Source organism: Coleofasciculus sp. E2-BRE-01, from assembly GCF_040221695.1.
Classification (GTDB): Bacteria; Cyanobacteriota; Cyanobacteriia; order Cyanobacteriales; family Coleofasciculaceae; genus Coleofasciculus.
On the sequence record NZ_JAVKEA010000048.1, the window covers coordinates 1 to 23783 of the forward strand.

Below are 23783 nucleotides of genomic sequence, written 5' to 3' on the forward strand. Positions count from 1 at the left end.
GTGAATGGTGGTAGGTGTGAGGTTTTTTCGCCTCCAACAGACAATTCCATCCTGACACCCGACACCCGACACCCGACACCCGACACCCGACACCCGACACCCTTGCTCAACCGAGCTTTCACCTTAAGTTGACACCAATGGGCAGTGCCGTGCCCCTACGGAACCCGGTTTGTTCAACGATCCTCTGGAGTAAAGGTTTGTAACAATTTTTCCCCGATTGCGAAACTTTGAGAAATGCCACCGATATCTCAACAGAGATTTAGAAAGTTCATCGACGCAACTTGAATTGAAGAGGAATTTGAACAATGACTAATATGCCCAAAAAATTAGCACTTGCTACTATTTGTCTAATCGCCAGTCTGATACCCTCTAAAGCGTTTGCTGCATCCATTTGGCTCAAAAGTGGGCAAGTGAATGGACAGCCAGGAACAATCCCAACACCGGGAAACGTGATTGTATTTGACGACAACATTACCTACTGGGCAACAGGACAATCTATTAATCCACTCAAGTCAACATCATTTACAGACACAGACTTTGCTAAGGCTAAAGGTATTGGCTGTACTGCTTCTGATACTTGCGGTAGCGCAGAATTAGTTAGTCCGCATCCTGCTTGGGGTGGTAATCTAGACGCAGATCCCGATGCAAGGTGGATTAATTGGAATTCTAATTCAATAGCTCGCGGTACTCCCGCCTCTGTTCTGTATGCATTTCCCTTCACGGTCTCAATACCTACAGAGAAGATTGCTTCAGCCTCCATTGATTTCTATGCCAAAATAGACGATCGTCTTGGAGACCTCAATGGACCGAATCCAATCGGAGTATATATCAATGGTCAACCTTTAAATAATAGCTTTCAAGGCGCTAACTTTGGAAATCCTTTATCGGCGTCTCAGACAGGAATCGAGGATCTATTGATATCAGGTGAGAATACACTCTATGTCTACCAACGAGATACAGCCTCTGTCGTGAGTGGAAGTATATTCAGTGCTCATATCGATGTCAAACCTGTCCCTGAACCTCTGACTATGCTGGGTTCAGCCACAGCGTTAGGCTTTGGTGCTTTATTGAAGCGGCAACAGTCGAGAAAGCAGAAAAAAAGCTGAGTCATGATTCCGTCTTAGCTAACGAAATTAGATCCCCGACTTCTTAAAGAAGTCGGGGATTGGGTTAGGAGGTAAGGAAATGGTGAGCGTTAATCCTCAAGTTGTTTATATTCAGTGATATCGACGCTACAACCAATCAACCGATAAGGCTTATCCTGATCATCTTGTACCGCTACACCACGGGAAAGAAACCAACGAATCGTGCCATCTTTTTGCACCATCCGGTGTTCCATGCCATAGTGAGTTGTTGACCCGTCTAAATGAGCATTGATTTCATTTTCAACCTGTTGGCGATCATCAGGATAAATCAGATCTAACCAAGCCGCTTTACTATTCGCAATTTCCTGATCTTCATAGCGCAGCATGGTTTTCAAATTGGACGCTAGGTAGAATTCATCATTCTCCAGATTCCAATCCCAAATTCCCACATTACCCGCTTTTAAGGCGATCGCTTGGCGTTCCTCACGGCTGCGAAGATCAGTAACCATTTCCTCCTGCTTTGCTAATTGCTCTTGTAGTAAGGTATTGGCTTGAGACAGTTGAGCGGTTCGTTCCTGATCGCGTTTAGCTGATGCGGTTTCTAGCTGCTTGCGCTGGCTAATGTCTCGCTCGATCGCCATCCAGTGGGTATATTCTCCATTCTCATCAACCACGGGGACAATATTCAGTTCCACCCAAAACTCGGAACCATCTTTGCGATAGTTGATTAATTCCGCCCGCACGGGTTCCCATCGGCATAGGGTATCACGAATTTTATCCGCTTGGGCGCGATCGGTTTTGGGTCCTTGTAAGAAGCGCGGTGTTTTGCCAATCACTTCATCTGATGTATACCCTGTCATCCGAGTAAAGCCTTGGTTGACATACACGATTCGCGGACCGGGTTTGTCAATGGGATGGGCTTCAGTAATCACGATCGCGTCATTGGCATTGAATACCGCCGACTCTAATAACCGCAACCGTTCCTCGGCTTGTTTGCGTTTGGTAATATCACGAACAAAACTCAGCGACACTAAGCGATCGCGATATTCAATCACCCGCGAACTAATTTCTACCTGCACCGGAGAACCATCTTTACGCCGCAGTGCATGTTCAAAAATAATACTCCCCGTTGCTTGCATCCGTTGACTGATGGTGCGTTGGCGATCCTCCCCAATCGGCACATCAATATCGCGAGTCTTCAAATTCAGCAGTTCTTTGCGGGTATATCCTAGTCGTCTTGAGGCATTCTGATTGGCATCTAAAATGCGACTGGTGGATAGGTCAATAATGAAGATGGAATCATTGGCGTATTCAAATAAGTGACGATAATTCGCTTCCGATTCCCGCAGCGATTCTTCAACTCGTTTGCGTTCGGTAATGTCTCTCGCCGTACATATCACCGCTTCCACACTATGGTGGTTACCCAGAATCGGACTTAGGATGTACTCGTAATGACGCACACCCCCAAGGGTGGGATAACTCATTTCATCGGTCAAAGGGCGTCGAGTGGCGAAGACAACTTCCCGTTGGTTATTAAATAGTTCGAGTCCCTCAGGCGGTAGGTTTAACTGCTGCACCGTTTTGCCCAAAATTTCCGCTTGGGATAAGCCAAACAGTTGTGCGATCGCCAGATTGACGTAGGTAAATCGTCCCATGCGATCCAAGACACAGATGGGATCAGGAGACGCCGAGAGAACTTGGTCAAAGATTCGCGCTTGCTGCTGAATCCGCGTCGTCAGTTCCCGCAGTTCTGACTCATCCTGTTCCTGGGTAATGATCGGATAATTCAGGTCGAGTTGGCTTACTTGGCTAGGAGTTTTCCAGGCTTGATCTGTATCCCCAATTTGATGATGATTAATCGTTCCGGTTACCAACGTGCCAGGGATGGCTTGCTGAACCGCTTGATAGGGTTGATTCGCTGTCTGAGTGTCTTGGCTGAGTTGATTAAGCTGTTCTTTTAACTGCTTGTATTTTTTGTCTAATGTAGTGAGTTGTTCCTGAAGTTCCTCAATCGTTGTTGAGTGCGATTCCTCAAGCGGGAAACCAAATGCCTGCTTGAGTGCCTCAATTACGACCGCCGTCCGATCGCGACCTGATGCCTCAGCCCGAGACCGAATTTCCTGACTTAGTTGTTCTGGAAGTCTAAATGTCGCTATTTTACTGACCATTTTTTAGTCGATTTAAATTATTGAGTTTACCGTTGTACAAGGGCGGGACGCTGGATCTCTGCTGTGAATTGAGAAATCTTCGCGTTAGCTGATTGTACAAATGTCGTGGGTTAAACTCCTTGAATTCCCAAAACCGCTTTTTATTTTGATTCGGAGTTATCGAGCTAACCAGGATTGCCCATTGCTTCCACTATAGCCGTTCTCGGCATCTGTGGTATTACAGTATTACACCATTACCAGAGTTGATCAATCTCCGAGTTGGCTAAGACAATACACCCTGAAAGGATTGGTAAGGATAGATGCTTTCCGTACTGTTCTAAAAAAACAGGACTTACGCTTTTGTGCTACCGATATCCTGTTTGGCTTGTATGCAGGATTCATCGTTAACCCTCTAAGCGAGGTTGTGCGTAAGTCCTGATAATGGGTTTCGGTGCTCTTGTTCAATTTTCTTTCCTCCGTCTATTAAGATGCCTCAGCAATATGTCTTAAATCTTTACGTTGATTAGCGTAATGATTCGTCACAATTTTTGGCTGAACTTCGCCAACCGACCATGAAAAACGCCCCCATTAGGCGCTTATCTAGGGTGCATTACTATATTGTAGTTTAGTCGATGAGGGGTATTACCCCCCACCCCCTTAGTAAAACAACACACAGTTATTAAGGTTGGGTGGGTCAAGGTGTAGGGGCGGGTTTCACTACTATCTCTTCGGTTGCACCCAGATACAACTAAACCCGCCCCGATACGCAGGTTTCGTGATTTCCCGTGAAAAGTTAGGTCAACACATCAAGATGGTGGCAATTCCAGTGCGATCGCGCCCAGTAGTCCTTTGCGAAAATCATTCAATAACTGTCGGGCAGCACGCTCTTGATCCCCTTGGTAGCGCGTCTCTGCCAAGGCTTGTAAGTAGGATTCACCCGTGATCCCCGTTGGGTCTACATCATAACGGTTGTGTAAGGAAGACGTGGATGTGCGATCGCCTGTAGCCAGATCCGGCAATCTTAGCAAATCTACAAACCCAGAAGCAACCCGCTGATTATCGTAAGACGCCTCACCAATGTCATCACAGATGGCTAATTTTAGAGCATCCTCTTGATTTTGTAGCTTGGCGGGAATAACACCGGGCGCATCCAACAGTTCAATCTGATCGCTAATCCGTACCCAACGCAGTTGACGAGTAACACCGGGACGACGAGCGCTGTCCACCACACGCCGCCCCAAAAGTCGATTAATCAGAGCTGATTTACCCACATTGGGAAAACCAATCACTACCGCACGAACCGGACGAGGCTGCATCCCGCGATTTTTACGCCGTTGATTCATCTGTACTCCGGTTTGCTGGGCGGCTTGGGCTACCTCTCGAATCCCTTTCCCCTGCTGGGCATTTGTCCAGTAAGGCGTTTCCCCTTGCTCTTGAAACCAGGATGTCCACAACTGCTGCACCTTGGGTGTAATCAGATCCATGCGGTTGATCACTAAGATTCGGCTTTTATTCCCCACCCACTCAGCGGTTTGCGGATGATGAGTGGTAAGAGGAATCCGCGCATCCCGGACTTCCAGCACCACATCCACTCGTTTAAGCTGTTCCTTGAGTTGCCGTTCGGCTTTAGCAATATGTCCGGGATACCATTGAATGGTCATGGGTTATTGGTCATTTGTCATTGGTCATTTGTCAGGGAATAGGCAATAGGCAATAGGCAATAGGGAACAAGTCATGTAGGGTGGGCAAGGGTGATCAATGTTGAAATGCTTATCCTATCATTCTGTGCTATTGCCCACCTCACGGTATCTTGAGGGTGATCAAGAGTGTTGGCTGATATCCGTTATACCTTTGTATTACGGCACAACTAGCACGGGACAGGGTGACAAATTAATCACCCGATTGGTGACGCTTTCGGAAGCGCCATCCTCAGTTAATCCCAATCCGCGACAGCCCATAATAATTAGATCGGCATTAATTTCGTCGGCGACATCACAGATCGTAAATGGGGGTGTGCCTTCCCGACTCAAGGTTTCTGGCTTAATGCCATACTGGTTAAACATGGCTTGAGCGCCTTTGAGTAGTTCAGCAACCATCTCCGGAGACATGATGTCTGGACTTGGCGATGGGTCATCGGGGTTGGGTTTTTCGACAACCGAGAGTAAGACTAAATGACTTTCATACTTTTGGACGATATTGGCGACAACTTCCGCCGCTTCACGGGCTTCTCGGCTTTGGTCAAGGGGAAATAAAACAGTCTTAAACATTGTAATCACCTTGAAGGACACGGACTCCGGTAAAATGTGGACGGGAAAAGAGAATACATACTCTTGATCCTAATGACTGAGTTGATTGCTCTATAGATGCAAGTCTGGGGGCAATCATTAAGCATACAACCACTGGCACGCGATCAGATCGCAAAGCATCAGATATAGGCAATTAGAGGAGAGTATTACTGTGTCCAAAAAAACTGTAGCAAATTTAAATGAGTCCGATTTAGCCGGAAAACGGGTATTGGTGCGAGCCGACCTGAATGTGCCACTAGATGAGAATGGTACGATTACCGATGATACCCGGATCCGGGCGGCTCTGCCGACGATCCAGGATTTAATCAAAAAGAATGCCAAGGTGGTTCTGTGTAGCCACTTAGGGCGTCCTAAGGGACAAGTGAAGGACAGCCTCCGCCTAACACCCGTAGCGAATCGTCTGTCTGAATTACTGGGTCAAACGGTGGTCAAGTGTGATGACTGTATTGGCGATGGGGTTAAGTCTCAGGTTAACAGCCTAGATAATGGTCAGGTGGCGTTACTGGAAAATCTCCGCTTCCACCCAGGGGAAGAAAAGAATGATCCGGAGTTTACCAAACAGTTAGCCGCCCTAGCTGATGTTTACGTCAATGATGCCTTTGGTACGGCACACCGCGCCCATGCTTCAACCGAAGGAGTCACTCATCACCTACAGCCCTCCGTGGCGGGGTATTTGATTGAGAAAGAACTCCAGTATCTGCAAAATGCGATTGAAAATCCCCAGAACCCCTTAGCCGCGATTATTGGTGGATCTAAGGTGTCGAGTAAGATTGGCGTGATTGAAACCTTACTGGATAAGGTGGATAAACTGCTGATTGGCGGTGGCATGATTTTCACCTTCTACAAAGCCCGTGGTTTGAGTGTCGGTAAGTCGCTGGTGGAAGAGGATAAGCTGGAGTTGGCAAAGTCCTTGGAAGCCAAGGCAAAGGAAAAAGGGGTTGACTTACTCTTACCCACAGATGTCGTGATTGCCGATAACTTTGCCGCTGACGCCAATTCTCAAACCGTAAGCATTGAATCGATTCCTGATGGATGGATGGGGCTAGATATTGGTCCTGATTCCGTGAAATTCTTCCAAGATGCATTAGGCGACTGTAAGTCGGTGATCTGGAATGGTCCAATGGGGGTATTCGAGTTTGACAAGTTTGCCGCTGGCACCGAAGCGATCGCGCGGACTCTAGCTGATCTGACGAAGAAAGGCACAACCACGATTATCGGCGGTGGTGACTCAGTTGCGGCTGTGGAAAAAGTTGGTGTGGCTGATCAAATGAGCCATATCTCCACAGGTGGTGGGGCGAGTCTGGAATTGCTGGAAGGTAAGGTACTTCCTGGTATTGCCGCATTAGATGACGCTTGATGGTAGCATTGAACGTCTCTACCTGATTTCGGGATAATGGCACTGAAATAAACATTAGAGAATCGCCGAAATCTTTGATAGACCGTAGTAGCTTGGCAAGCTTAAAACAGTGGTCAAGTGTTTTCTCAAACCCTTATGAGAGTAGCGATCCAGAAAAATTTTACCCACAACTTTAAGCTTGCCAGCCTAGTAGGGTGGGCATTGCCCACCAGCATACCAGTCAGTGGCATTCGATTTAGGCATAAGGGCGGGTTTTGTTATTCCGTTATTGGTGTTGGACTTTGGACAAAAAAACTACATTTGCGTAATAGTTACGCAAATGTAGTTTGAACTTAATTAAGAGGAATTAATTTGACTATGACCGAAAAGTTCTACTCGTCTTTAACTCCCTCTTTTTCCCCAGAGAGAGCCGGCTCAGTTTCTCCCCCAAAACAAACATCTAAATAACTTTCCTGGAGATAATTAATAACTCTTTCCAATTCGTCGATAAGTCCCCTTCTTGTTACTTTCTCCACAGCATCAATATGAGCCTCACTTCCAGCTTTTCCTAAATATAAGTATTTGCTTGTTTTGCTTTACTCTGTAACCCTCACTCCGTCGGTATTTCTGAGCTTTTCTTCGAGCTGAGATAGAGGAGCCATTGTTTCGTTTATTATTTGCGTAATATTTTCGCAAAATATATTGATTTTGTCCAAAGTCCAATAATTAGGATATCACCGATAACTACTCAACAAAACCTGCCCTTTCCCAAGACATCATCTCTCAACCTCAGTGGTATTAGTGGATGTCAAAGATAATTTAAGCGTAACCGAATCAGCATGTCATTCAACGCCTCTTTTGCCGATGGTGTGGCGGGTAGTTCACTCGACTGACTGGCTTGTTCTAATTCCTCATACAGCCGTTCGTATTCTCCCCGATAAAATCCTAAATCTCCCTCTTCTATCGGAGATTTTTCCGCACTGGTTAATTTCTGGGTAATTAAATCGGAAATATAGGATAATCCAAATTCTTCATTCAACTTGAGCAAATTGGCTTCCACTTCACCCGTTTTCATTAAATGAATACCCGTGAGTAAAACCCGATAGACATAAAGCAAAGGCTTAATTCGGCGCGGACATTCTTTGCCAAACAGTCGCCACTGAGTTCGGGCAAACCCCAAGTAGTGATGGCTGTGGTGGCGAGTAATGCACCCTTTCGCGATCGCTTTTAATTCTTGATGTTCTGGAGTGGTATGAACAATCAGCGGAGAGTACAATTGCTCTAAGACATATCCATTCTTTTTTAGAAGCAGAGAAAAGAACTTTTTGATGTCGTGAGTGACGAGATCCAGTTCTAATTTATCTCGAATTTCGGCAACTTCAATTGTCTCACGTCCAGTTTCTAGTCCAACGACGTCTTGTATTGGTAAAATGTGACTACCGCGCAAATCGTAATCTGAATCGGGTGAGGGAAAGCCGTATAAATGCGCCCCGCTAATGGTGACAAATAATAGCGGATACGGCTGTTTACCAACAGCGGGAAGTAAGCGATTTTGTATTTCAATCATGACTTGCCTTATTTTTGAAAAATATCTCTACCGATTGGGTTAAATCGGATTGATCGGAAACCTTATCTTAATGTACTGACACTGAATCGACTAAAAAACGCTTTTGTTGATAAGTTTGCTGACAGGGAAATGGCTGTTCAATAAACCAGTGTTTACAGCCATCTGGCGACAGAGACGAAACTTGACTTCCGGCACTTTCAAACGCACCGTGCATACAAATGTTTCCCTTATGTTCTCGTAAAATTGATTGCGCTGTCTGAATCGAAAATTTGCTTTCATTTAATCGACACAACTGTCTGACTCGCCCTTCTCTGGAATCAATGGATAGGGATTCTGAATATCCTCCTTCCGAAAAAATGCTGGCAAAATTAAAATCTTCCTCTCCCGCACACCATCCTCGATTCACCGCATCATTAATTATCTCTGGATGGCGCAAATTACCTGAATTCCGAATACTGAGATTATTAGAAATTGAGCGAGTTCCTTGTTGTACTCGTTCAGCTACCCAATACTCGCCAGCGGTTTCTAATACCCAGACTTCTTGGTAGTCTGCCAAAATAAATGAATTATGATAATTCATGGCAAAGTTTTCGGCACAATTCCCTCCTTGTCCATATTCTTTTAGCAGTGAGGTAATTACATAAAGCGCGTCTAACGCTGTTTTGCCGCGTTCTAAGCCTAAGCGGACTAAATCCATGCCCAGCAAACCTTGGGTTTTATAGGGTTCAACTGTCCAAACGGCTTCATTGCCAATTACAACGCCACATTCATTTGCTCCCATTTCTGCACCCCACATCCATCGGGGTTTGGAGAGGATTAAGGCTAGGGTTTTGTTGACTTGGGAAATTGAAATATAAGTGCATTCAACTGTCGTGTTTGAGTCGTAGTTTTTGGCGGCAATAACGACAACATCTTGAATTTCACCCTGGGGGCGATCGCTATTTTTGCCGAAAATGATATCGCCGTTGAGTGTTGAGTTGGGCAAGGCAACAAATGTATCACACATGAGGTTTATTTGCAATTTGTTTTTCTAAATAGGTTAGTGGTGTAGAGACGTAGCATGCTACGTCTCTACAAGCGCAACTACGAGCGACTTCGCCGTGCTTTTATTAAGAAGGTATTGGCTTTTTCATAATCCGGACGTTCGGGTAATGAGGTTTTTCTCAATGCTTGATCAAACTGATGATGCAACGCTAACCGCCAAGCGTTTACTTCCTCCCATGCCATGTCTCCCTGGCGAATCGCTAGCAATTGCTGTCGATAGTCCTCAACTTTAACCGGAACAAAGCCGTCTTTGAGGATGGTAATCCCTGATAATAACAACCGGATCAGATGCATGGCGTGTTTTAAGCGAATATGTCCTTTGGTGCGGAGATCTTGCTCCATTTTTTTGAATTGGGACATGACATAACCGTTATAGGTTTGATAGACTAATTTCGAGAGAAACATTTCTCGCTGCTCTAGCAGATCTTTGGCGATGGGGGTGGCTGTCTCGATTAAGGGTGTATACAAGCATTCTAAAACATTGGGATTGGCTTTTAGTGCTAAGATTAAAAACTTTTGGAGTTCCCAATAACATTCCTGGTTTTCCTGATTTTCTAATTGTTCGGGAATACCGTAAAGTGACCAGTGAATCTCAGCCGGGGGTAAGTAAATCCCGCGACGGTCAATATCTGAGGTTTCCTGATCTAAACCAAACGCCCTAGACCCGACAATACAACGATAGATGACATACTCATATAAATTGTAATCACTCAGGCTATCGGCGGCTTGCTGTAATCCTTCGCTTTGAAAATGTTTACGGATACTAAATTCCTGTCGATTTAGGGTGATTTCAACGTTGTTCGGTAAACGGATACGATACGCATGGGAATTATCAGTTGGCGATTTGACGATAACACCAACAGCACCGCTTACACATAAGGGTTCATTGGCAGAATTTTTTACCTCGACACGACTGACAATTTGTGTACCAACGGGCAGGATTAAGTTAGGATTCATGGATCACTCTATACGCTGTCATGCATTTAAATTGAGTATAGGTAGTGAGCAAGATGCTCACAGGACAAGGATTTTTCTGAGAACCGTCTGCGATCTGCCTTTGACACAGCGATCGCGGATTGTCCTAAACTGATACCAAACACCGATCACAAATCAGGGCATGGGGCAGAAACGGGCAATAGTATGCGGATATTATGGCAAAGGCAATGGGGGTGATGAGGCGTTACTGGCGTCGTTGCTACAAATGCTGCCTAAATCGATAACACCACTGGTGCTTTCAGGTAATCCTAACCAAACACGGAAACGCTATGGGGTAGAAACCTGCGATCGCACCTCGGCGTTCCGCGTCTTGCAAGCCTTTAACCAAGCCGATAGTTTTATCTGGGGGGGTGGCAGTTTAATCCAAGATGCCACCAGTGCCATGAGTCCAGTGTACTACAGTGGTTTAATGGGATTAGCTCAACAGCAGGGCTTAAAAACCATTGCCTGGGCGCAGGGAATTGGTCCCTTGCAGCGTCCTCTAACCCGCTGGATGGCGCGACAATGTTTTCAGGGGTGTACAGGCGTCAGTGTCCGCGATCGCACCTCAGCCGCTCTCCTAGCTGATTGGCAGGTTCCGTTTCAGGTTGCCCCTGATCCAGTTTGGGCATTAGACTCAACCCCAGTCCCCGGCTTATGGGATTTACCTGCACCGAGAGTCGCCGTCACTTTGCGATCGCACCCCCATCTTACCCAAGAGCGTCTCGCCAACCTTACCCAGGCTCTGATCGCCTTTCAAAGAGCCACCAAAACCTGTATACTACTTGTGCCATTTCAGGCATCTCAAGATCTGAGCATCGCCCAATCCATTGCCTCCCAGCTTCCGGATACCCATCAGATTTTTCAGCTCGATGAACCCCAACAATTAAAAGGATTGTTTCGGGGAGTAGAAATGGCAATTGGGATGCGCTACCACAGTCTGATTATGGCAGCAGCCCACGACTGTCGCTGTTTTGCCCTAAGCTATGATCCGAAGGTTGATTCCCTCATGGCAGAACTCGATTTGCCCGGATGGAGGTTAACCGATATACCCGATGACCCAAACGCGATCGCGCATACCTGGATCGATTACTATGCCAATGGTAATCCCAACAGCCGCGATCAAATCCAATCCTTAATGGATCGGGCGTTGATGCATCAAGATTTGTTGGTCGATATCCTCGTCAAGGAGTGATGAAGAAGGCAGAGAAGCGGAGGAGCAGAGGGAATTTATGCCGATGCTCTTATCACTCGTCTTCAGCGGTTCTTAAATTCTCCCAGCACAATTTGTAATCTGGCGAGTTTTATGCCTTACTTTGGAAAGGAGTCACAAACAAGGGAATATTAACTCACCCTGACTCCGATCTATACCTAGACTTAAAACACAAGATACTGGTTTATATCAATAACAACTTAAAATTTATAACCCCTAATTCATAATTAGGTTGATTTGTGACCCTCTGGATGAAGAGCTATGAGTGATTCTGACACCCCCAATAAAGAGCCTCTCCCGGAGTCCAGTGAATGGACAGATGAGAGTGCTGAACCCAACCCCGATGAGCAAGAGAATCCTGCATCTCAGACGCTGATCAACCTGTTTCAGATAGCTGACATGAATGAGGATGAACCCCAGCCGGATGTGGAAATCGACCAAACCGTCGAGTCAGACTCCACACTCAATGTTGAGGCAGAAACAAGTTATCCTGAATCACTCCCCACCCTGGCAGAATCTCGCAACAAAGACGCGGATTGGTTTGCCCTTGCCCAAAAAATGCGCCAGCGCAATCGCCGCTTGCTGGAACAAATTGCCCAACTGCAGAACGCCCTGAGTGAAAAACAGGATGCCTTAAACGCCGAGATGGTGCGATCGCAAGAGCAGGATAGTCTGATTGTCCGCCAAGGCGAGGAACTTAACACGCTGCAAGACCAATTAACTCGTCTGTTCCATACCCTAGAATCCTCCCATCAAGCTGCAACTCGTCAGCAAATTCTGATTGAAACCTTGTCCGAGCAACTACAAAGCTCTCAAGAACGAGTCGCCCAACTAGAACGGGAATGCGCCCTCACCCAGCAACGGAATAACGAACAATCCCATCAATTAGTGCAATCTGCCAATACCTGTCGAGAACTGAAAACCCGCTTACACCGACAACAACAGCAAACCTTACAATTCAAAGTCGCCCTGGAAAAATGCCTGGAAATGCCGAATCGTCAGATAAGCGAAGCCCAACCTAGCCGTCCAAAACGAGATGCAGGCGGTGTTATCCCCAAAGCCCAACCCATCCAACCGTGGTCCGCTCAACAGGATTTCCTCGCCGACGAATCCTCAACGGATACCGAACCTCTCTGGAATCGTCCCCTCCAGCTTGATTCATTATTGGCAACGTCTACTGATACCGAAGACGTTACTGAACCCCCAGAGTCTCAGTCATCGACAACGCCAATCGACTCAACCGTTACTCCGATTTCAGGCAGTACGGCGGCGGAGTTAGAAGCTGAGCGACAACTTCTGGCGGAAATGAACTCCCTGGCGCAAGCTTCAGGATTATCAGAAGTGGCATACGACTTAACTCAGGAGCCAAACCCGTGGATGCTCGAACCCGGAAGGGACGCCGAAACGGTTGATGAATCCGGATTCTCCTCAGCAGAGACATCAGAGACTGAACAATCGGAAGATGAATGGGATGAAGAGAATGAGGTGACTCTCCCCCAACCCAATTGGCCCTCACCTGTGGTTTATCCCCTACGACGCCCGAAAAAAATTAAGTCATTGTCATCAATTGAGTTACCGAGTTTTCCCCGGTATCGCCCGGTATAAATAAACACTATAAAACAAATGTCCCAATCCTTAAAGCCTCAAGAGCGATATAGCCTGGACATTAAATTACTGGTTCTGGATATTGATGGGACGATCGCGGGTGAATCCAACACGATTACAGAACCTGTAAAGCAAGCCATTTGTAGGGTACAAGCAAAGGGAATTCAAGTCGCGATCGCAACAGGGCGCATGTACTGTTCTGCTTTACGCTTCCATCGGGATATCGGTTCTACCCTACCGATTCTGGCGTATCAAGGCGCATGGATTCAAGATCCCGGCACAGAGACAATTCACCGCCATTTATCAGTCTCCCGTGCTAGAGCTGAACAATTATTGGATTATTTTGAGAGTGACATGCTGCGATCGCAGCTTTCGGTTCATTTCTATATCAATGATCAATTGTATGTCCGGGAAATGACCCCCGAAACCCAACGCTATGCTCAACGGGCGGATATTCAACCCCTATCAGTAGGTGACTTGCGTCAGGTACTCACCAACGAACCCACCAAGGTATTAGCCCTCTGTCAGGATACAACGGTTATCGACCAATTATTCAGCCGATTGCGCCAGAAGTACACCCCAGCTGAACTTTACCTGACTAAATCAGTCGCCACCTTCTTTGAAGCAACCAATCCCCTCGTCAACAAAGGAGAAGCCGTGCGCTACCTAGCCGAAGACGTGCTGGGACTATCTGCCAAAAATATTATGGCAATTGGCGATAACTTTAACGATATCGAAATGCTAGACTATGCCGGGTTTGGCGTTGCGATGGGGAATGCGCCTCTAGAAGTTCAAGCGATCGCGCAATGGGTAGCGCCCTCTGTTGAACAAGATGGCGTAGCTACAGCTATTGAAGCGTTAATTTTATAAAATTTAGCTCGATCAGAAAGGGAACCGACGACTGTCCGTGTTTCGTCTCGGTTCCCTCGCTGGTTCGCTCCTCACACATTCAGAATCATACCGGAATAAGTGGAAAATGTCACGCCTCGTAAGAAAAGTTGTTTTTCTATGCTCCTAGAATAAAAAAACCTTTCCTTTCACCTATACCCAATTCTTCATCTCCCCCAGCTCCCCCAGCACCTACAACGCTCTAGGAGCAGATACACCCAATTTTTCCAGGAGCGATCGCAACACCACCTGCGTAACCCCGATTAACCCCAATCTCGCCTGAGCTAGGGGCAAATCATGAATCTTCACCTCTCCCCAAATTCGGCAGGATTTGTAAAATTGCTCATAAGCCTCACTGACAGCCAATCCTTGTTTAACCCAACGCTGACAATCGGAAGCACTCATCACGTCTAACAGATCGAAAAGCTGGACAATCAAATCCCATTCAGCAGGATGGGTTAAGCGTAGGCGTACCAACTCACTATCCGACTCTCCTGCAACTTCAACCCAAGGAATTGGATTTGGGGACATGATCGTAATTGGGGATTGGTGAGTGGTGACTGAAAACAATTCCTCCTTATCTTCCCCAGCTCCCCCATCTTCCCCATCTTCCCCATCTCCCCCAGCTTCCCCATCTTCCCCATCTCCCCCCGCTTCCCCATCTCCCCCATCTCCCCCATCTCCCCTATCTTCCCCATCTCCCACATCTTCCCCCCCTCCTGTATCGGTGATCTCAATCAATCCCTGTTCGTCAGCCAAGTGTAAAAGCGAACAGCAACGAGCATGAACATATTGAATGGGAAAAAGCTGATCAGAATCCGGCTGATTGTGTTGAGAGTTTTCTCGGTTTCCTCTTCCTTCTTTTGGGTGAAATTTCTCGTTTAAGTCATTTTGGGACACTGATGGAAAATAGGGTATTTTAAAGCATTCTTGTAAGTAAGTAGCCAAAGCGCGATCGCCAAGTCCCAAAAGAATCCAGCCCGGAGGCAATACTTCAACGGTAAAATTGATACCAATCGCGTCAGCAGACTCTTGAGAAAGCGTTAGCAAAGCTTCGGTAAGCTGATGAGCGATGTCTAAGGGAGTCTGTTGGCAAGCCGAAGATAACTGAAGTGCGATCGCTGACCGATAGCATACATAATTAGAATTAGAATTAGAATTAGAATTAGAAATAGAGATACGGTGTAAAGGTACAGTATTCGGTGTAAACTGAGCCGCTATGGGTAAGGTATTGATTCTGTCAATTGCCTGCCAAAGCTGTCGTTGAAACTGAGATTTGATACTCACCTCTTTACTAAACGACTTTACCGTAAAAACTCGGTAGTTAGATGTATTTTTAGCTACTTTAAACTCCATGTACACTGAGAGACAAAGGGGATCTCCATCCTAATCGATCTATGAATTTCCAACCCTCAACCTCAGACCCATCCAGACCATTCTTAACCTGGCAACGGATTCTGGATTGGGCGCAGGAACACTACCGCGATCGAACGTTTAGCAAAGATGAGCGAATTCCTACTCGTTCAGGGTTGCTGTATCTCGTGCAGCGAGGCACAGTACGCCTAATGGGTACCACTCAACTGAGTTCCCATGACTCAACAGACGGATCATTACCCCCAATTTTAGAAGAAGCCTTTTTAGGATTTGTCAGTGCAGGTCAACCGTTTGAAATTGTCGTCCAATCGCCCTTTACTCTGTCCGCCTACTCTCATATTGACCAAACATCAGTTCTCTGGATGTATTGGCATGAGCTAGACAATTGGCCCCACTTCCGGCGTGAGGTTTTTAATGCGTTCCACTATCAACATCAACGTAAACTCCTATGGTTAAGCACATTAGGACAACGCAAAACTATTGATCGCCTTTTCGGATTACTCACTCTAATCATTGAAGAATTTGGCGAACCGACACCCGATGGCTACTGTTTGCCATTTCCTTTAACTCACGGGCAAATTGGTAGTGCGATTGGTGCAACTCGTGTCACCGTGACTCGCTTAATGGGAAAGTTACGCAAGAAGGGATTGATTAGCACCTACGGAGATAATTTAATTTGCTTACCCATGCAATCTTATGATTTTGATTCCGATGGTTCAAAATCCAGCTAATCGATGCTTTGTTATCGTATCAAAACTAAAGAGTAGAAGATATAACTATGGTCATAGCCACGAATGTAATTGATAATTTTTCTCTAGACGACTTTATGGCTAATCCTCTCGATCATACAGAGTGGGTAAATGGGCAATTAATTGAAAAAACGGGAATAACAATAAAACATAGTCGAATTCAATCGAGATTAGATCGTTACTGGGGAAATTACATCAGCGAGTCGGGATAAGGCGGTGAACCCCTCGTAGAACTTCCTTGTCGAGAGCTTCTTGAAACTGAAGTGTTCCAGCTTCTGTTCCTTTTTGCTCCGGTAAAACCCTTTGCGCTGATAGAGGAAGAGCGATTGCCAGGGCTACTTATGTACGATTTTTGAGGGGGTGAGCGCTCAAACCACTACGGAATAAGGCTTGACGCTGGGGTATAAGGGCTTGCGGCTTTTACGTCTTTGTTTGTCCAAAGTCCAGACTATTACTTATTTTAGGAAAAGCAGGTTTGATTGAGCAGTTATTGGTGATACTCTAATTGAATGATTAATATAACTTCTTTATAAGATAGGAAATGAACGGTGTTCAAGGAAAAATTAAGCCAAATCATTGCATCTATCATCCAGATTTGGCGATCGCAAGCGAATAAGCCTCTATTCTGGAAGCTTGCTATTATCCCGATTTTAGGAGTAATCCTCACAGTTGCGGGGCTTTGGGTGTTTCTAGAAATTGCAGATGAGGTATTAGAAGATCAAACCCAGGCAATTGACAAAACGCTCATGTTGCTGGTAGAACGACTCCATTCGCCGCTGCTAGATTGGGTGATGCGGGGTGCTTCGATTATTGGCGGAACCGTGGTTGTTACTCTAATTTGTCTAATTTTAGGGGCAATATTTTGGGCGCGACAACAGCGCGTTTATTTTACCGCTTTAGCGATTACTGCTATTGGCGGAACCGGATTAAACCTGTTAATTAAACAGTTATTTGACCGTCAACGCCCTCAACTCTGGGAAATGACTAGGAGTGAACCCAATACCTCCAGTTTCCCTAGTGGTCATGCCATGTTATCACTGGTTATCTACGGTTTTATTGCCTATTTGCTAGCCCGCCACTTTCGCCGTTGGCGGTGGTGGATTGTTAGCCTACTTATTGCCTTGATTGCTTTAATTGGCTTCAGTCGGCTTTATCTGGGTATTCATTGGCCCACAGATATTGTCGCTGGACAAGCGGCAGGATTAACCTGGCTGATGGCTTGTTTGTTAAACCTTGAGGTTTACCGATACTATCACCAACACCGTAAAAAATCACCGCCGTCACTCTCATCCTAATTTAAAGACAATGGTACGCTCAATAATTTTATATCACCGAAATCCTTGATATACCGTAGTCAGTAGTAGGCTGGCAAGCTTAAAGTTGTGGGTAAGATTTTTCTGGATCGCTACTCTCATAAGGGTTCCTTGAAAATACTTGACCACTGTTTTAACCTTGCCAAGCCAGTAGAGTGGGCATTGCCCACCAGCCAAAATTTCAGTACCCTTCAATTTAAGGGTTATGGAGTTGTCGCCGCAATAAAGCAAAACCACTATGGAAGCGGTTATCTTAATCGGAATTCAGGCGTCAGGGAAATCATCATTTTGCCGCGATCGCTTTTATAATACTCATATCCGGATTAACTTGGATATGCTCAAAACTCGGCATCGGGAAGCGATTCTGGTTCAAGCTTGTCTCGATGCTCAACAGCGGTTTGTTGTGGATAACACGAATCCAACTCCAGAAGATAGGGCGCGTTATATTCTACCTGCGAAGGACAAGAGATTTCGGGTGGTGGGGTATTATTTTCAATCGGTTGTAGAGGATTGTAAGCGACGGAATGCTCAACGCCAAGGCAAACAGGTGATTCCTGTACTAGGAATTTTAGCAACGCATAAAAAGCTGATTTTACCGCGCTGGGATGAAGGGTTTGATGCGCTTTATTATGTGAAAATGGGGGCAAATTATTCGTTTATCGTCAAAGAGTGGAATCAATACAGCAAGGGATAGCAATAGTCAACTTGTGTTACAGCAGATTTGGACGTTCGGTCAAAATTATTATATGCCGTGAAAAGTCAGATATATTAACCCAACTTAACCATACTACTAAATTACAGTTCCTCGCTTGGTGGGCAAGAGCAACGAACTATAACATCAGCATTTCAATGTTTATAGTCTTGCCCACCCTACAATCAAACTAGATGGATAACCGATTACATCTCGCGTACTAGCGGTTTACCATCTTTCACTTCACCGACTAGCACCACATTAGCCACACCGACAAATAAACCATTCTCTAAAACACCAGGAATATTATTAATCGTCTTTTCTAATTCACCTGGGTTATCCATAGAATCAAAGGTAACATCAATCACCATATTGCCCTGATCGGTTACCACGGGTCCCGCTTTTTTGACCCCCATCCGTAATTCGGGTTTGCCCCCCAATTTCTCGATCGCCCGCATCACTGGGGCATACGCCATAGGAATCACTTCTACTGGCAGTTTAAACGTGGAACCCAGCCGCTCAACCAGCTTACCACTATCAACCACCACAATAAATTGATCGGCGAGAGAATCCACCACTTTCTCACGAGTATGGGCGGCACCACCACCTTTAATCAAATTCTTTTGCGGATCAACTTCATCTGCACCATCAATGGCAACATCAATATGATCCACCGCATCTAAGCTGGTTAAGGGAATACCATGCTCTTTAGCTAACACTTCTGCCTGAAATGAGGTGGGAATTCCCTTGATATCTTTCAGATCACCTTTTTTGATGCGATCGCCGATATACTGAATCGCATACGCCGTGGTTGAGCCTGTACCTAAGCCAACAATTGTCCCGGATTGCACCCGTTCAGCCGCTGCTTTACCGACTTCTTGCTTCATCACCTTAACGGGGTCAGTTTCTGCACTCATACTAAAATGTCCTTCTTGGTTATGAATTACTGGGGATGGGGCTTATGTCATCGTTGGGTTAACGATGCCCAGATTTCAGAATGTCACCCCAGAAGTAAGGGTATCATTGTCGGTCGGTCTTTAGCGATCATCATTGCCTGAAAGTTGGCAACAAAGACGGACACGGCAAATTGGCAGCAGAAAACACTGCGTTTACCGTGTCCTACGGTTAGCGCGGGTTGTCTAACGCCGCTTTTGTCGCTAGACGAGTTCAGTGGGTTTGGCTTTTGATTTAGAGCAACTCTAGGAATTATTCGGTTGCGCCGATAAAAGTTCCTTGAGTTTTGCCAAATCATCCGCCCACCGGGGGTCAGGTTGAACTGAACCCGAATCGGGTGTTGGAGTATTCCGTTTGGATTTTTTACCCCCTCCCCGACGTCCAGGCGCACCGCCACCACCTCCAGATGGGCGAGATTCCTCCTCATTGGAACTTTTTGACTTGGGCTGGGCTTTTTCGATTTTCAAGGCGCTGTCTTTAAAGACGTGACCGTTGAATTTCTCAATAATTTGCTCAGCCAACTCATCATTGGGAACGGTGACAAAACCAAATCCGCGACATTTGCCCGTTTTGCGATCTTTAATCACTTTGGTGGAAACCGATGGACTGGCTTCGGCAAAAATGGCTTGCAGTTCATCGCGATCAACGGGTTCTTTTGGCAGGTTGCCAACGTAAAGACGAACGGACATGAAGGATACCTCCAGATGTGATTGAAATTTAAATCCATGAGCATACACCAGCAATTGGATTGAAACAGGATAGAGAAAAGGAATGAACGATTTCTACGTCCAGATAATTTTCCACTGATCCTGACCAACCTCAACAGCACAGACTGATGTAGTAAAATCAAACTCTTTTGACCATTTACACGGTTTAGCTACGACCCCTTTGTGAACTCCGGGTCGTCATATCAGGTTTGAAGCTAATGCTTTGGCTCGTAACTCTAATTATTACAGAATATTTACACTATTGTTAACCTAACATGAGTTGCCGCAGGCAAGCTAGTATATCAGAAAGATTGGGGTCTTTTACCAGATGTGAGTGATTTAGCCGCTTGTCAATGCGGTGAAGCTGGGAAAGCTGGGAAAGCTGGGAAAGCTGGGGAAGCTGGGGAAGCTGGGGAAGCTGGGGAAGCTGGGGGAGCTGGGAGAGAAGAAATTACAGCACTTTTCAGGTTTATGGAATACAAAATTATAGCTACTTGCCTCTCTGCTCAATTAGGGTCTGTAGTATACTAATTTGAAAACCGCTGTAAATTAGGACTTGAGGATTTATCCGAGCAGTATGGGGACTCGTAAGTACAAACAGTGGCGGATGCTATGGGATAGGGGTGTGGTAAAGGATTCAACCGATGCGATCGCGCCGCCTAATGATTCAACCTTCCCCTTCAACTCATCGGTTTGATCGTCACTCCAATGTCCTCGATACAAAATCCCTAACCCTCCCGGCTTCAGGAAGGGGAGAGCATAGTCCGCACAAGCGGATGCCGAACCCACAGCCCGAACCAGGGCGATGTCATAGTGTTGGTGATGCTGACGGTGTTGTCCAACTTTTTCCGCCCGACCCAGTACAGTTGTAGCATTAGGGATGGCTAACTGGGGAATCAGGGAATCGAGAAAGGTAATTTTCTTGCGCGTCGAATCGAGTAACGTCACCGAACTTGAAGGAAGTGCGATCGCGACAGGCAATCCCGGAAATCCTGCACCCGTACCAATATCAATAATATTGAGCGGTTTCTCATCCTCTGACAACAACGAAGCCACACCTCGCAGTGAATCCCATAAATGCTTCTCCCAAAAATCATCCGGTTGGGTGATGCGGGTTAAATTCAACTGGCGATTCCCTGCCAAAATTTCAGCATACAGGCGCTGAAACTGCTGGTGTTGACTCTGATTCGGTTGCCAATTTAAGGTTTCTTGCCAAACCTCAACCATTTTCGGGAGCAATTGTTGATCGTTCATTAGTATCATGTCCACGAAGGACGAATGACAAAGGACGAATGACTAATGACTAATGACTAATGACTCGTAACAGCCGCCTTTTGTCCCAGACTCGTCGGGTCAACCGAGTTCAGTTCACCCTGTTGGATTGTCCAACAGGAGTCAGCAATTTGCAACAACTCCCCTGCATCATGAGTCACCACCAGTAATGTCCAATGGGACTTAAGCTTTAGGAGCAAACTGGCTAACTGGCGGCGCATTGACCAATCCAGTCCCGCCGTTGGTTCGTCTAACATCAATACTGTCGGTTGGCGAATTAACTGAACCGCTAAGGCTAAACGGCGTTGTTGACCACCACTGAGCGCATGAGGAGACGTATACAGAGAAATATCACCCAGTCCAACTTCACTTAACGCTTCCTGAACCCGTTCTGAACCTAATTCTGGGTGTCCCATTCGCAATTCCTCCAGCACCGTACTCCCACAAAAATGGCGTTCGGGAAACTGAAACACCAATCCGGCGAGTTGTTGCAAGTGATCAGGAGTTAATCCTTGTTCACCCCAGAATATATCCCCCGATGTGGCTTGAGCTAAACCTGCCAAAATTTCCAATAAGGTAGTTTTACCCGACCCACTCCGACCGATAATCAGTCCGAGTTGTTGCGGTGCCAGGGTTAGAGTCAGACCTTTTAAGATAGCGGTGGGAGTAGCGGGCGGGTGATAGGTGATATTTTTGAGATAAAGCATCCAAATCCGTTGAGCAAAAAGATGGTCGGATCTTCTTCATTGTGGCATCGATTGTCTGAGGATTGCGGACGGAACCTCCAATTCCCGCCAACGTCGAACGTTAACAGACATTAGTGGTAGTGAAGACGATGAATTATTGGTTGCCAACCCCGCGACGAACTGTAAACGCCTTAGCTGGTGCAGCGATTATGGTTGTCAGTTGCTGGGTGACTCCGAGTTTAGCAGGTGATCCCTTTCGTCCCAGTAATCCCCGCAATATTGGCGATAATACGGAAGCGGCATTTGAATCGATTTTTAAACAGGGTGATTATCAAGCCGCCAAAGGCTTCCTCCAGCAAGCTGAAGCCAGTGAAGGAACTGATCCGCTAATCTATGCCATGCTAGCCGCGATCGCTTACACTGAGCGAGAGTTAGAAGCCCTGAATAATTACGCCACAAAAACCCGAACCACGGCTGAACAATTGATCACATCTGATCCACTACGCGGTAATCTTTACACTGCCGTCGGTCACTTTTTAGAAGGAACCTATAACTTTGAGAAAGAAGGTCCGGTTAGAGCGCTGAGTAAACTCCAGAAAGTCTTTCAATATTTAGACGCCGCCAAAGATATTGATAGCACTGATCCAGAGTTAAACTTACTCACGGGTCACATGGATTTGATGTTAGCCGTTAATGTTCCCTTTGCTGACCCGGCTGATGCGATTGAAAAGTTAGAAACTCATGGTTATCCCAAGTATCTGGCTTATCGGGGAATAGCTGTAGCTTACCGAGATTTGAAAAAATATAATCAGGCAATGGATTATGTCGAACGCGCCTTGGCAATGACGCCAGATAATCCAGAAGTCTTATACCTGAAAGCCCAAATTTTAGTGAATCAAGATCAACCGGAAGCAGCGCTAGATTACTTTAAAAAAGCGTTAGAAAAACGGAAACAACTTCCCAATTATTCGACGGGTCAAATTGTCTACGAACAGTGTAAAGCGCAAGAAGAGGTTGATAATATCGATCGGGATTGTCGAGCGGAACGAAATCGCGCCAGAGTTGGTAATTACTGAGGAGAAGCTGGGGGAGCTGGCTTGTAGTAAGCACTTTAGTGCTATAACGCCTAGCTGGAGTTGGCTCAGGTTCCCTCACTACAAAACAAATCTATTCCACAATTTTAGCTGTGTCAGTCCACTACTTAGTCGCCTGACGCTGTGATTTGATGGCTCTAGCTGTCATCCAATCCACCCATGCTGGTGCAATTAATTTTAACCATAATCCTAAACGCCCTTTGGGAGTCATAACTAATTCTCGCCGACGCTGTACCATCGCCTGAAGAATCTGATCCACGCAGTCTTCTACAGACATGGCTTGATGCGATTCATCCTGCAAACTGGCTTGTATTGGTGTACCGTCTCCACCTAAGACGCGATCGCGAATTGTTGTCGCCACAAATCCCGGTGAAACCACCAACACATCTACCCCCGTCTCCTGTAATTCAATCCGTAGGGTATCAAAAAAGCCTTGGATGGCGTGTTTACTGGCGACATAACCACTACGAGTGGGAACCCCATGTTTACCACAGAGGGAGGAAATGGCGACTAATAACCCTTTAGAAGCTTTCAAATAGGGTAAGGCATAGTGAGTACAATACACTGCACCCAAATAGTTCACCCGCATAATCTGCTCAAATAATGACAAATCCGTTACTGTGTCAAAGGTTGCATACATAGAGATTCCGGCATTATTCACCAATCCGGCGATCGCACCAAATCGACTCACTCCCTGTTCAATCAACTGTTGACAGGCTTCTGGGTTGGTGACATCTGTTGGAACCGCGATCGCTTGACCCCCGGCTTTTAAGCTGA

22 protein-coding genes and 1 pseudogene are annotated in these 23783 nt (G+C 46.1%); 10 read left to right on the top strand and 13 right to left on the bottom strand.

The features are described 5' to 3' along the window. Positions 1-305: 305 nt before the first annotated feature. Positions 306-1106 carry a PEP-CTERM sorting domain-containing protein gene (locus RIG66_RS05405; RefSeq protein WP_446375930.1) on the top strand — a complete coding sequence of 267 codons (801 nt, stop codon included), beginning with the start codon at positions 306-308 and terminating at the stop codon, positions 1104-1106. An 89-nt stretch (positions 1107-1195) separates the two neighbouring features. On the opposite strand, the gene RIG66_RS05410 is transcribed toward RIG66_RS05405, so the two are convergent. The 3 genes from RIG66_RS05410 to RIG66_RS05420 form a co-directional block, all read right to left on the bottom strand. Further along, on the bottom strand, positions 1196-3253 hold the full coding sequence (locus RIG66_RS05410; RefSeq protein WP_446375932.1) for a PAS domain-containing protein: 2058 nt from the start codon (positions 3251-3253) through the stop codon (positions 1196-1198). A 785-nt stretch (positions 3254-4038) separates the two neighbouring features. Continuing rightward, entirely contained in the window at positions 4039-4893 is an 855-nt protein-coding gene (ylqF, locus tag RIG66_RS05415) for a ribosome biogenesis GTPase YlqF (RefSeq protein WP_446375934.1), read from the bottom strand. 195 nt (positions 4894-5088) lie between these two features. Further along, the gene (locus RIG66_RS05420; protein WP_006105690.1) at positions 5089-5499 is read right to left on the bottom strand and encodes a universal stress protein; all 411 of its coding nucleotides are present in this window, start codon (positions 5497-5499) and stop codon (positions 5089-5091) included. A 190-nt stretch (positions 5500-5689) separates the two neighbouring features. Between RIG66_RS05420 and RIG66_RS05425 the strand changes: the two genes are divergently transcribed. Continuing rightward, positions 5690-6895, top strand: a complete 1206-nt coding sequence (locus RIG66_RS05425; RefSeq protein ID WP_446375936.1) for a phosphoglycerate kinase — start codon at positions 5690-5692, stop codon at positions 6893-6895. Positions 6896-7266: 371 nt separating this feature from the next. On the opposite strand, the pseudogene RIG66_RS05430 reads toward RIG66_RS05425, so the two are convergent. The 4 genes and pseudogenes from RIG66_RS05430 to RIG66_RS05445 form a co-directional block, all read right to left on the bottom strand. Then, positions 7267-7467, bottom strand: a pseudogene (locus RIG66_RS05430) (hypothetical protein); the annotation flags it as partial. Between the two features lie 215 nt (positions 7468-7682). Then, entirely contained in the window at positions 7683-8441 is a 759-nt protein-coding gene (locus RIG66_RS05435) for a nucleotidyltransferase domain-containing protein (protein WP_446375938.1), read from the bottom strand. 67 nt (positions 8442-8508) lie between these two features. Continuing rightward, positions 8509-9447: a C69 family dipeptidase gene (locus tag RIG66_RS05440; RefSeq protein WP_446375940.1), complete on the bottom strand. Its 939-nt coding sequence runs from the start codon at positions 9445-9447 to the stop codon at positions 8509-8511. Between the two features lie 77 nt (positions 9448-9524). Further along, the gene (locus RIG66_RS05445) at positions 9525-10442 is read right to left on the bottom strand and encodes a nucleotidyltransferase domain-containing protein (RefSeq protein ID WP_446375942.1); all 918 of its coding nucleotides are present in this window, start codon (positions 10440-10442) and stop codon (positions 9525-9527) included. A gap of 160 nt (positions 10443-10602) precedes the next feature. Here RIG66_RS05445 and csaB point away from each other — a divergent pair, with 160 nt between their 5' ends. The 3 genes from csaB (at position 10603) to RIG66_RS05460 (ending at position 14148) form a co-directional block, all read left to right on the top strand. Continuing rightward, positions 10603-11655, top strand: coding sequence for a polysaccharide pyruvyl transferase CsaB (gene csaB, locus RIG66_RS05450; RefSeq protein WP_446375944.1), 1053 nt, complete (start codon positions 10603-10605; stop codon positions 11653-11655). A 279-nt stretch (positions 11656-11934) separates the two neighbouring features. Beyond that, positions 11935-13278 carry a hypothetical protein gene (locus RIG66_RS05455; protein ID WP_446375946.1) on the top strand — a complete coding sequence of 448 codons (1344 nt, stop codon included), beginning with the start codon at positions 11935-11937 and terminating at the stop codon, positions 13276-13278. Positions 13279-13296: 18 nt separating this feature from the next. Then, the gene (locus tag RIG66_RS05460) at positions 13297-14148 is read left to right on the top strand and encodes a Cof-type HAD-IIB family hydrolase (RefSeq protein ID WP_446375948.1); all 852 of its coding nucleotides are present in this window, start codon (positions 13297-13299) and stop codon (positions 14146-14148) included. A gap of 210 nt (positions 14149-14358) precedes the next feature. Here RIG66_RS05460 and RIG66_RS05465 read toward each other — a convergent pair whose 3' ends face one another. Beyond that, complete coding sequence (locus tag RIG66_RS05465) at positions 14359-15522, bottom strand: DALR anticodon-binding domain-containing protein (RefSeq protein WP_446375950.1); 1164 nt, start codon at positions 15520-15522, stop codon at positions 14359-14361. Between the two features lie 41 nt (positions 15523-15563). Between RIG66_RS05465 and RIG66_RS05470 the strand changes: the two genes are divergently transcribed. From RIG66_RS05470 to RIG66_RS05480, 3 genes are all read left to right on the top strand, one after another. Then, positions 15564-16271, top strand: coding sequence for a Crp/Fnr family transcriptional regulator (locus tag RIG66_RS05470; RefSeq protein WP_446375952.1), 708 nt, complete (start codon positions 15564-15566; stop codon positions 16269-16271). Positions 16272-16837: 566 nt separating this feature from the next. Continuing rightward, complete coding sequence (locus tag RIG66_RS05475; protein ID WP_446375954.1) at positions 16838-17584, top strand: phosphatase PAP2 family protein; 747 nt, start codon at positions 16838-16840, stop codon at positions 17582-17584. Between the two features lie 256 nt (positions 17585-17840). After that, positions 17841-18296 (top strand): AAA family ATPase, encoded by a 456-nt coding sequence (locus RIG66_RS05480; RefSeq protein WP_446375956.1) that lies wholly within the window; start codon positions 17841-17843, stop codon positions 18294-18296. Between the two features lie 203 nt (positions 18297-18499). Here RIG66_RS05480 and rpiA read toward each other — a convergent pair whose 3' ends face one another. Continuing rightward, positions 18500-19210: a ribose-5-phosphate isomerase RpiA gene (gene rpiA / locus RIG66_RS05485; protein ID WP_446375958.1), complete on the bottom strand. Its 711-nt coding sequence runs from the start codon at positions 19208-19210 to the stop codon at positions 18500-18502. A gap of 282 nt (positions 19211-19492) precedes the next feature. Continuing rightward, complete coding sequence (locus RIG66_RS05490) at positions 19493-19936, bottom strand: RNA recognition motif domain-containing protein (RefSeq protein WP_446375960.1); 444 nt, start codon at positions 19934-19936, stop codon at positions 19493-19495. Positions 19937-20284: 348 nt separating this feature from the next. Between RIG66_RS05490 and RIG66_RS05495 the strand changes: the two genes are divergently transcribed. After that, a complete protein-coding gene (locus RIG66_RS05495) occupies positions 20285-20485 on the top strand; it encodes a hypothetical protein (protein ID WP_446375962.1) in 201 nt (66 codons plus the stop codon). A gap of 33 nt (positions 20486-20518) precedes the next feature. Here the strand turns inward: RIG66_RS05495 and rsmG are convergent, their stop codons facing one another. Beyond that, positions 20519-21208: a 16S rRNA (guanine(527)-N(7))-methyltransferase RsmG gene (gene rsmG, locus RIG66_RS05500; protein ID WP_446375964.1), complete on the bottom strand. Its 690-nt coding sequence runs from the start codon at positions 21206-21208 to the stop codon at positions 20519-20521. Positions 21209-21264: 56 nt separating this feature from the next. Further along, the gene (locus RIG66_RS05505; protein WP_446375966.1) at positions 21265-21933 is read right to left on the bottom strand and encodes an ABC transporter ATP-binding protein; all 669 of its coding nucleotides are present in this window, start codon (positions 21931-21933) and stop codon (positions 21265-21267) included. 128 nt (positions 21934-22061) lie between these two features. Here RIG66_RS05505 and RIG66_RS05510 point away from each other — a divergent pair, with 128 nt between their 5' ends. Beyond that, entirely contained in the window at positions 22062-22988 is a 927-nt protein-coding gene (locus tag RIG66_RS05510; protein WP_446375968.1) for a Sll0314/Alr1548 family TPR repeat-containing protein, read from the top strand. Between the two features lie 121 nt (positions 22989-23109). Here the strand turns inward: RIG66_RS05510 and RIG66_RS05515 are convergent. Continuing rightward, positions 23110-23783: SDR family oxidoreductase (locus RIG66_RS05515; protein ID WP_446375970.1), on the bottom strand; the 674-nt coding region annotated here is incomplete at its 5' end.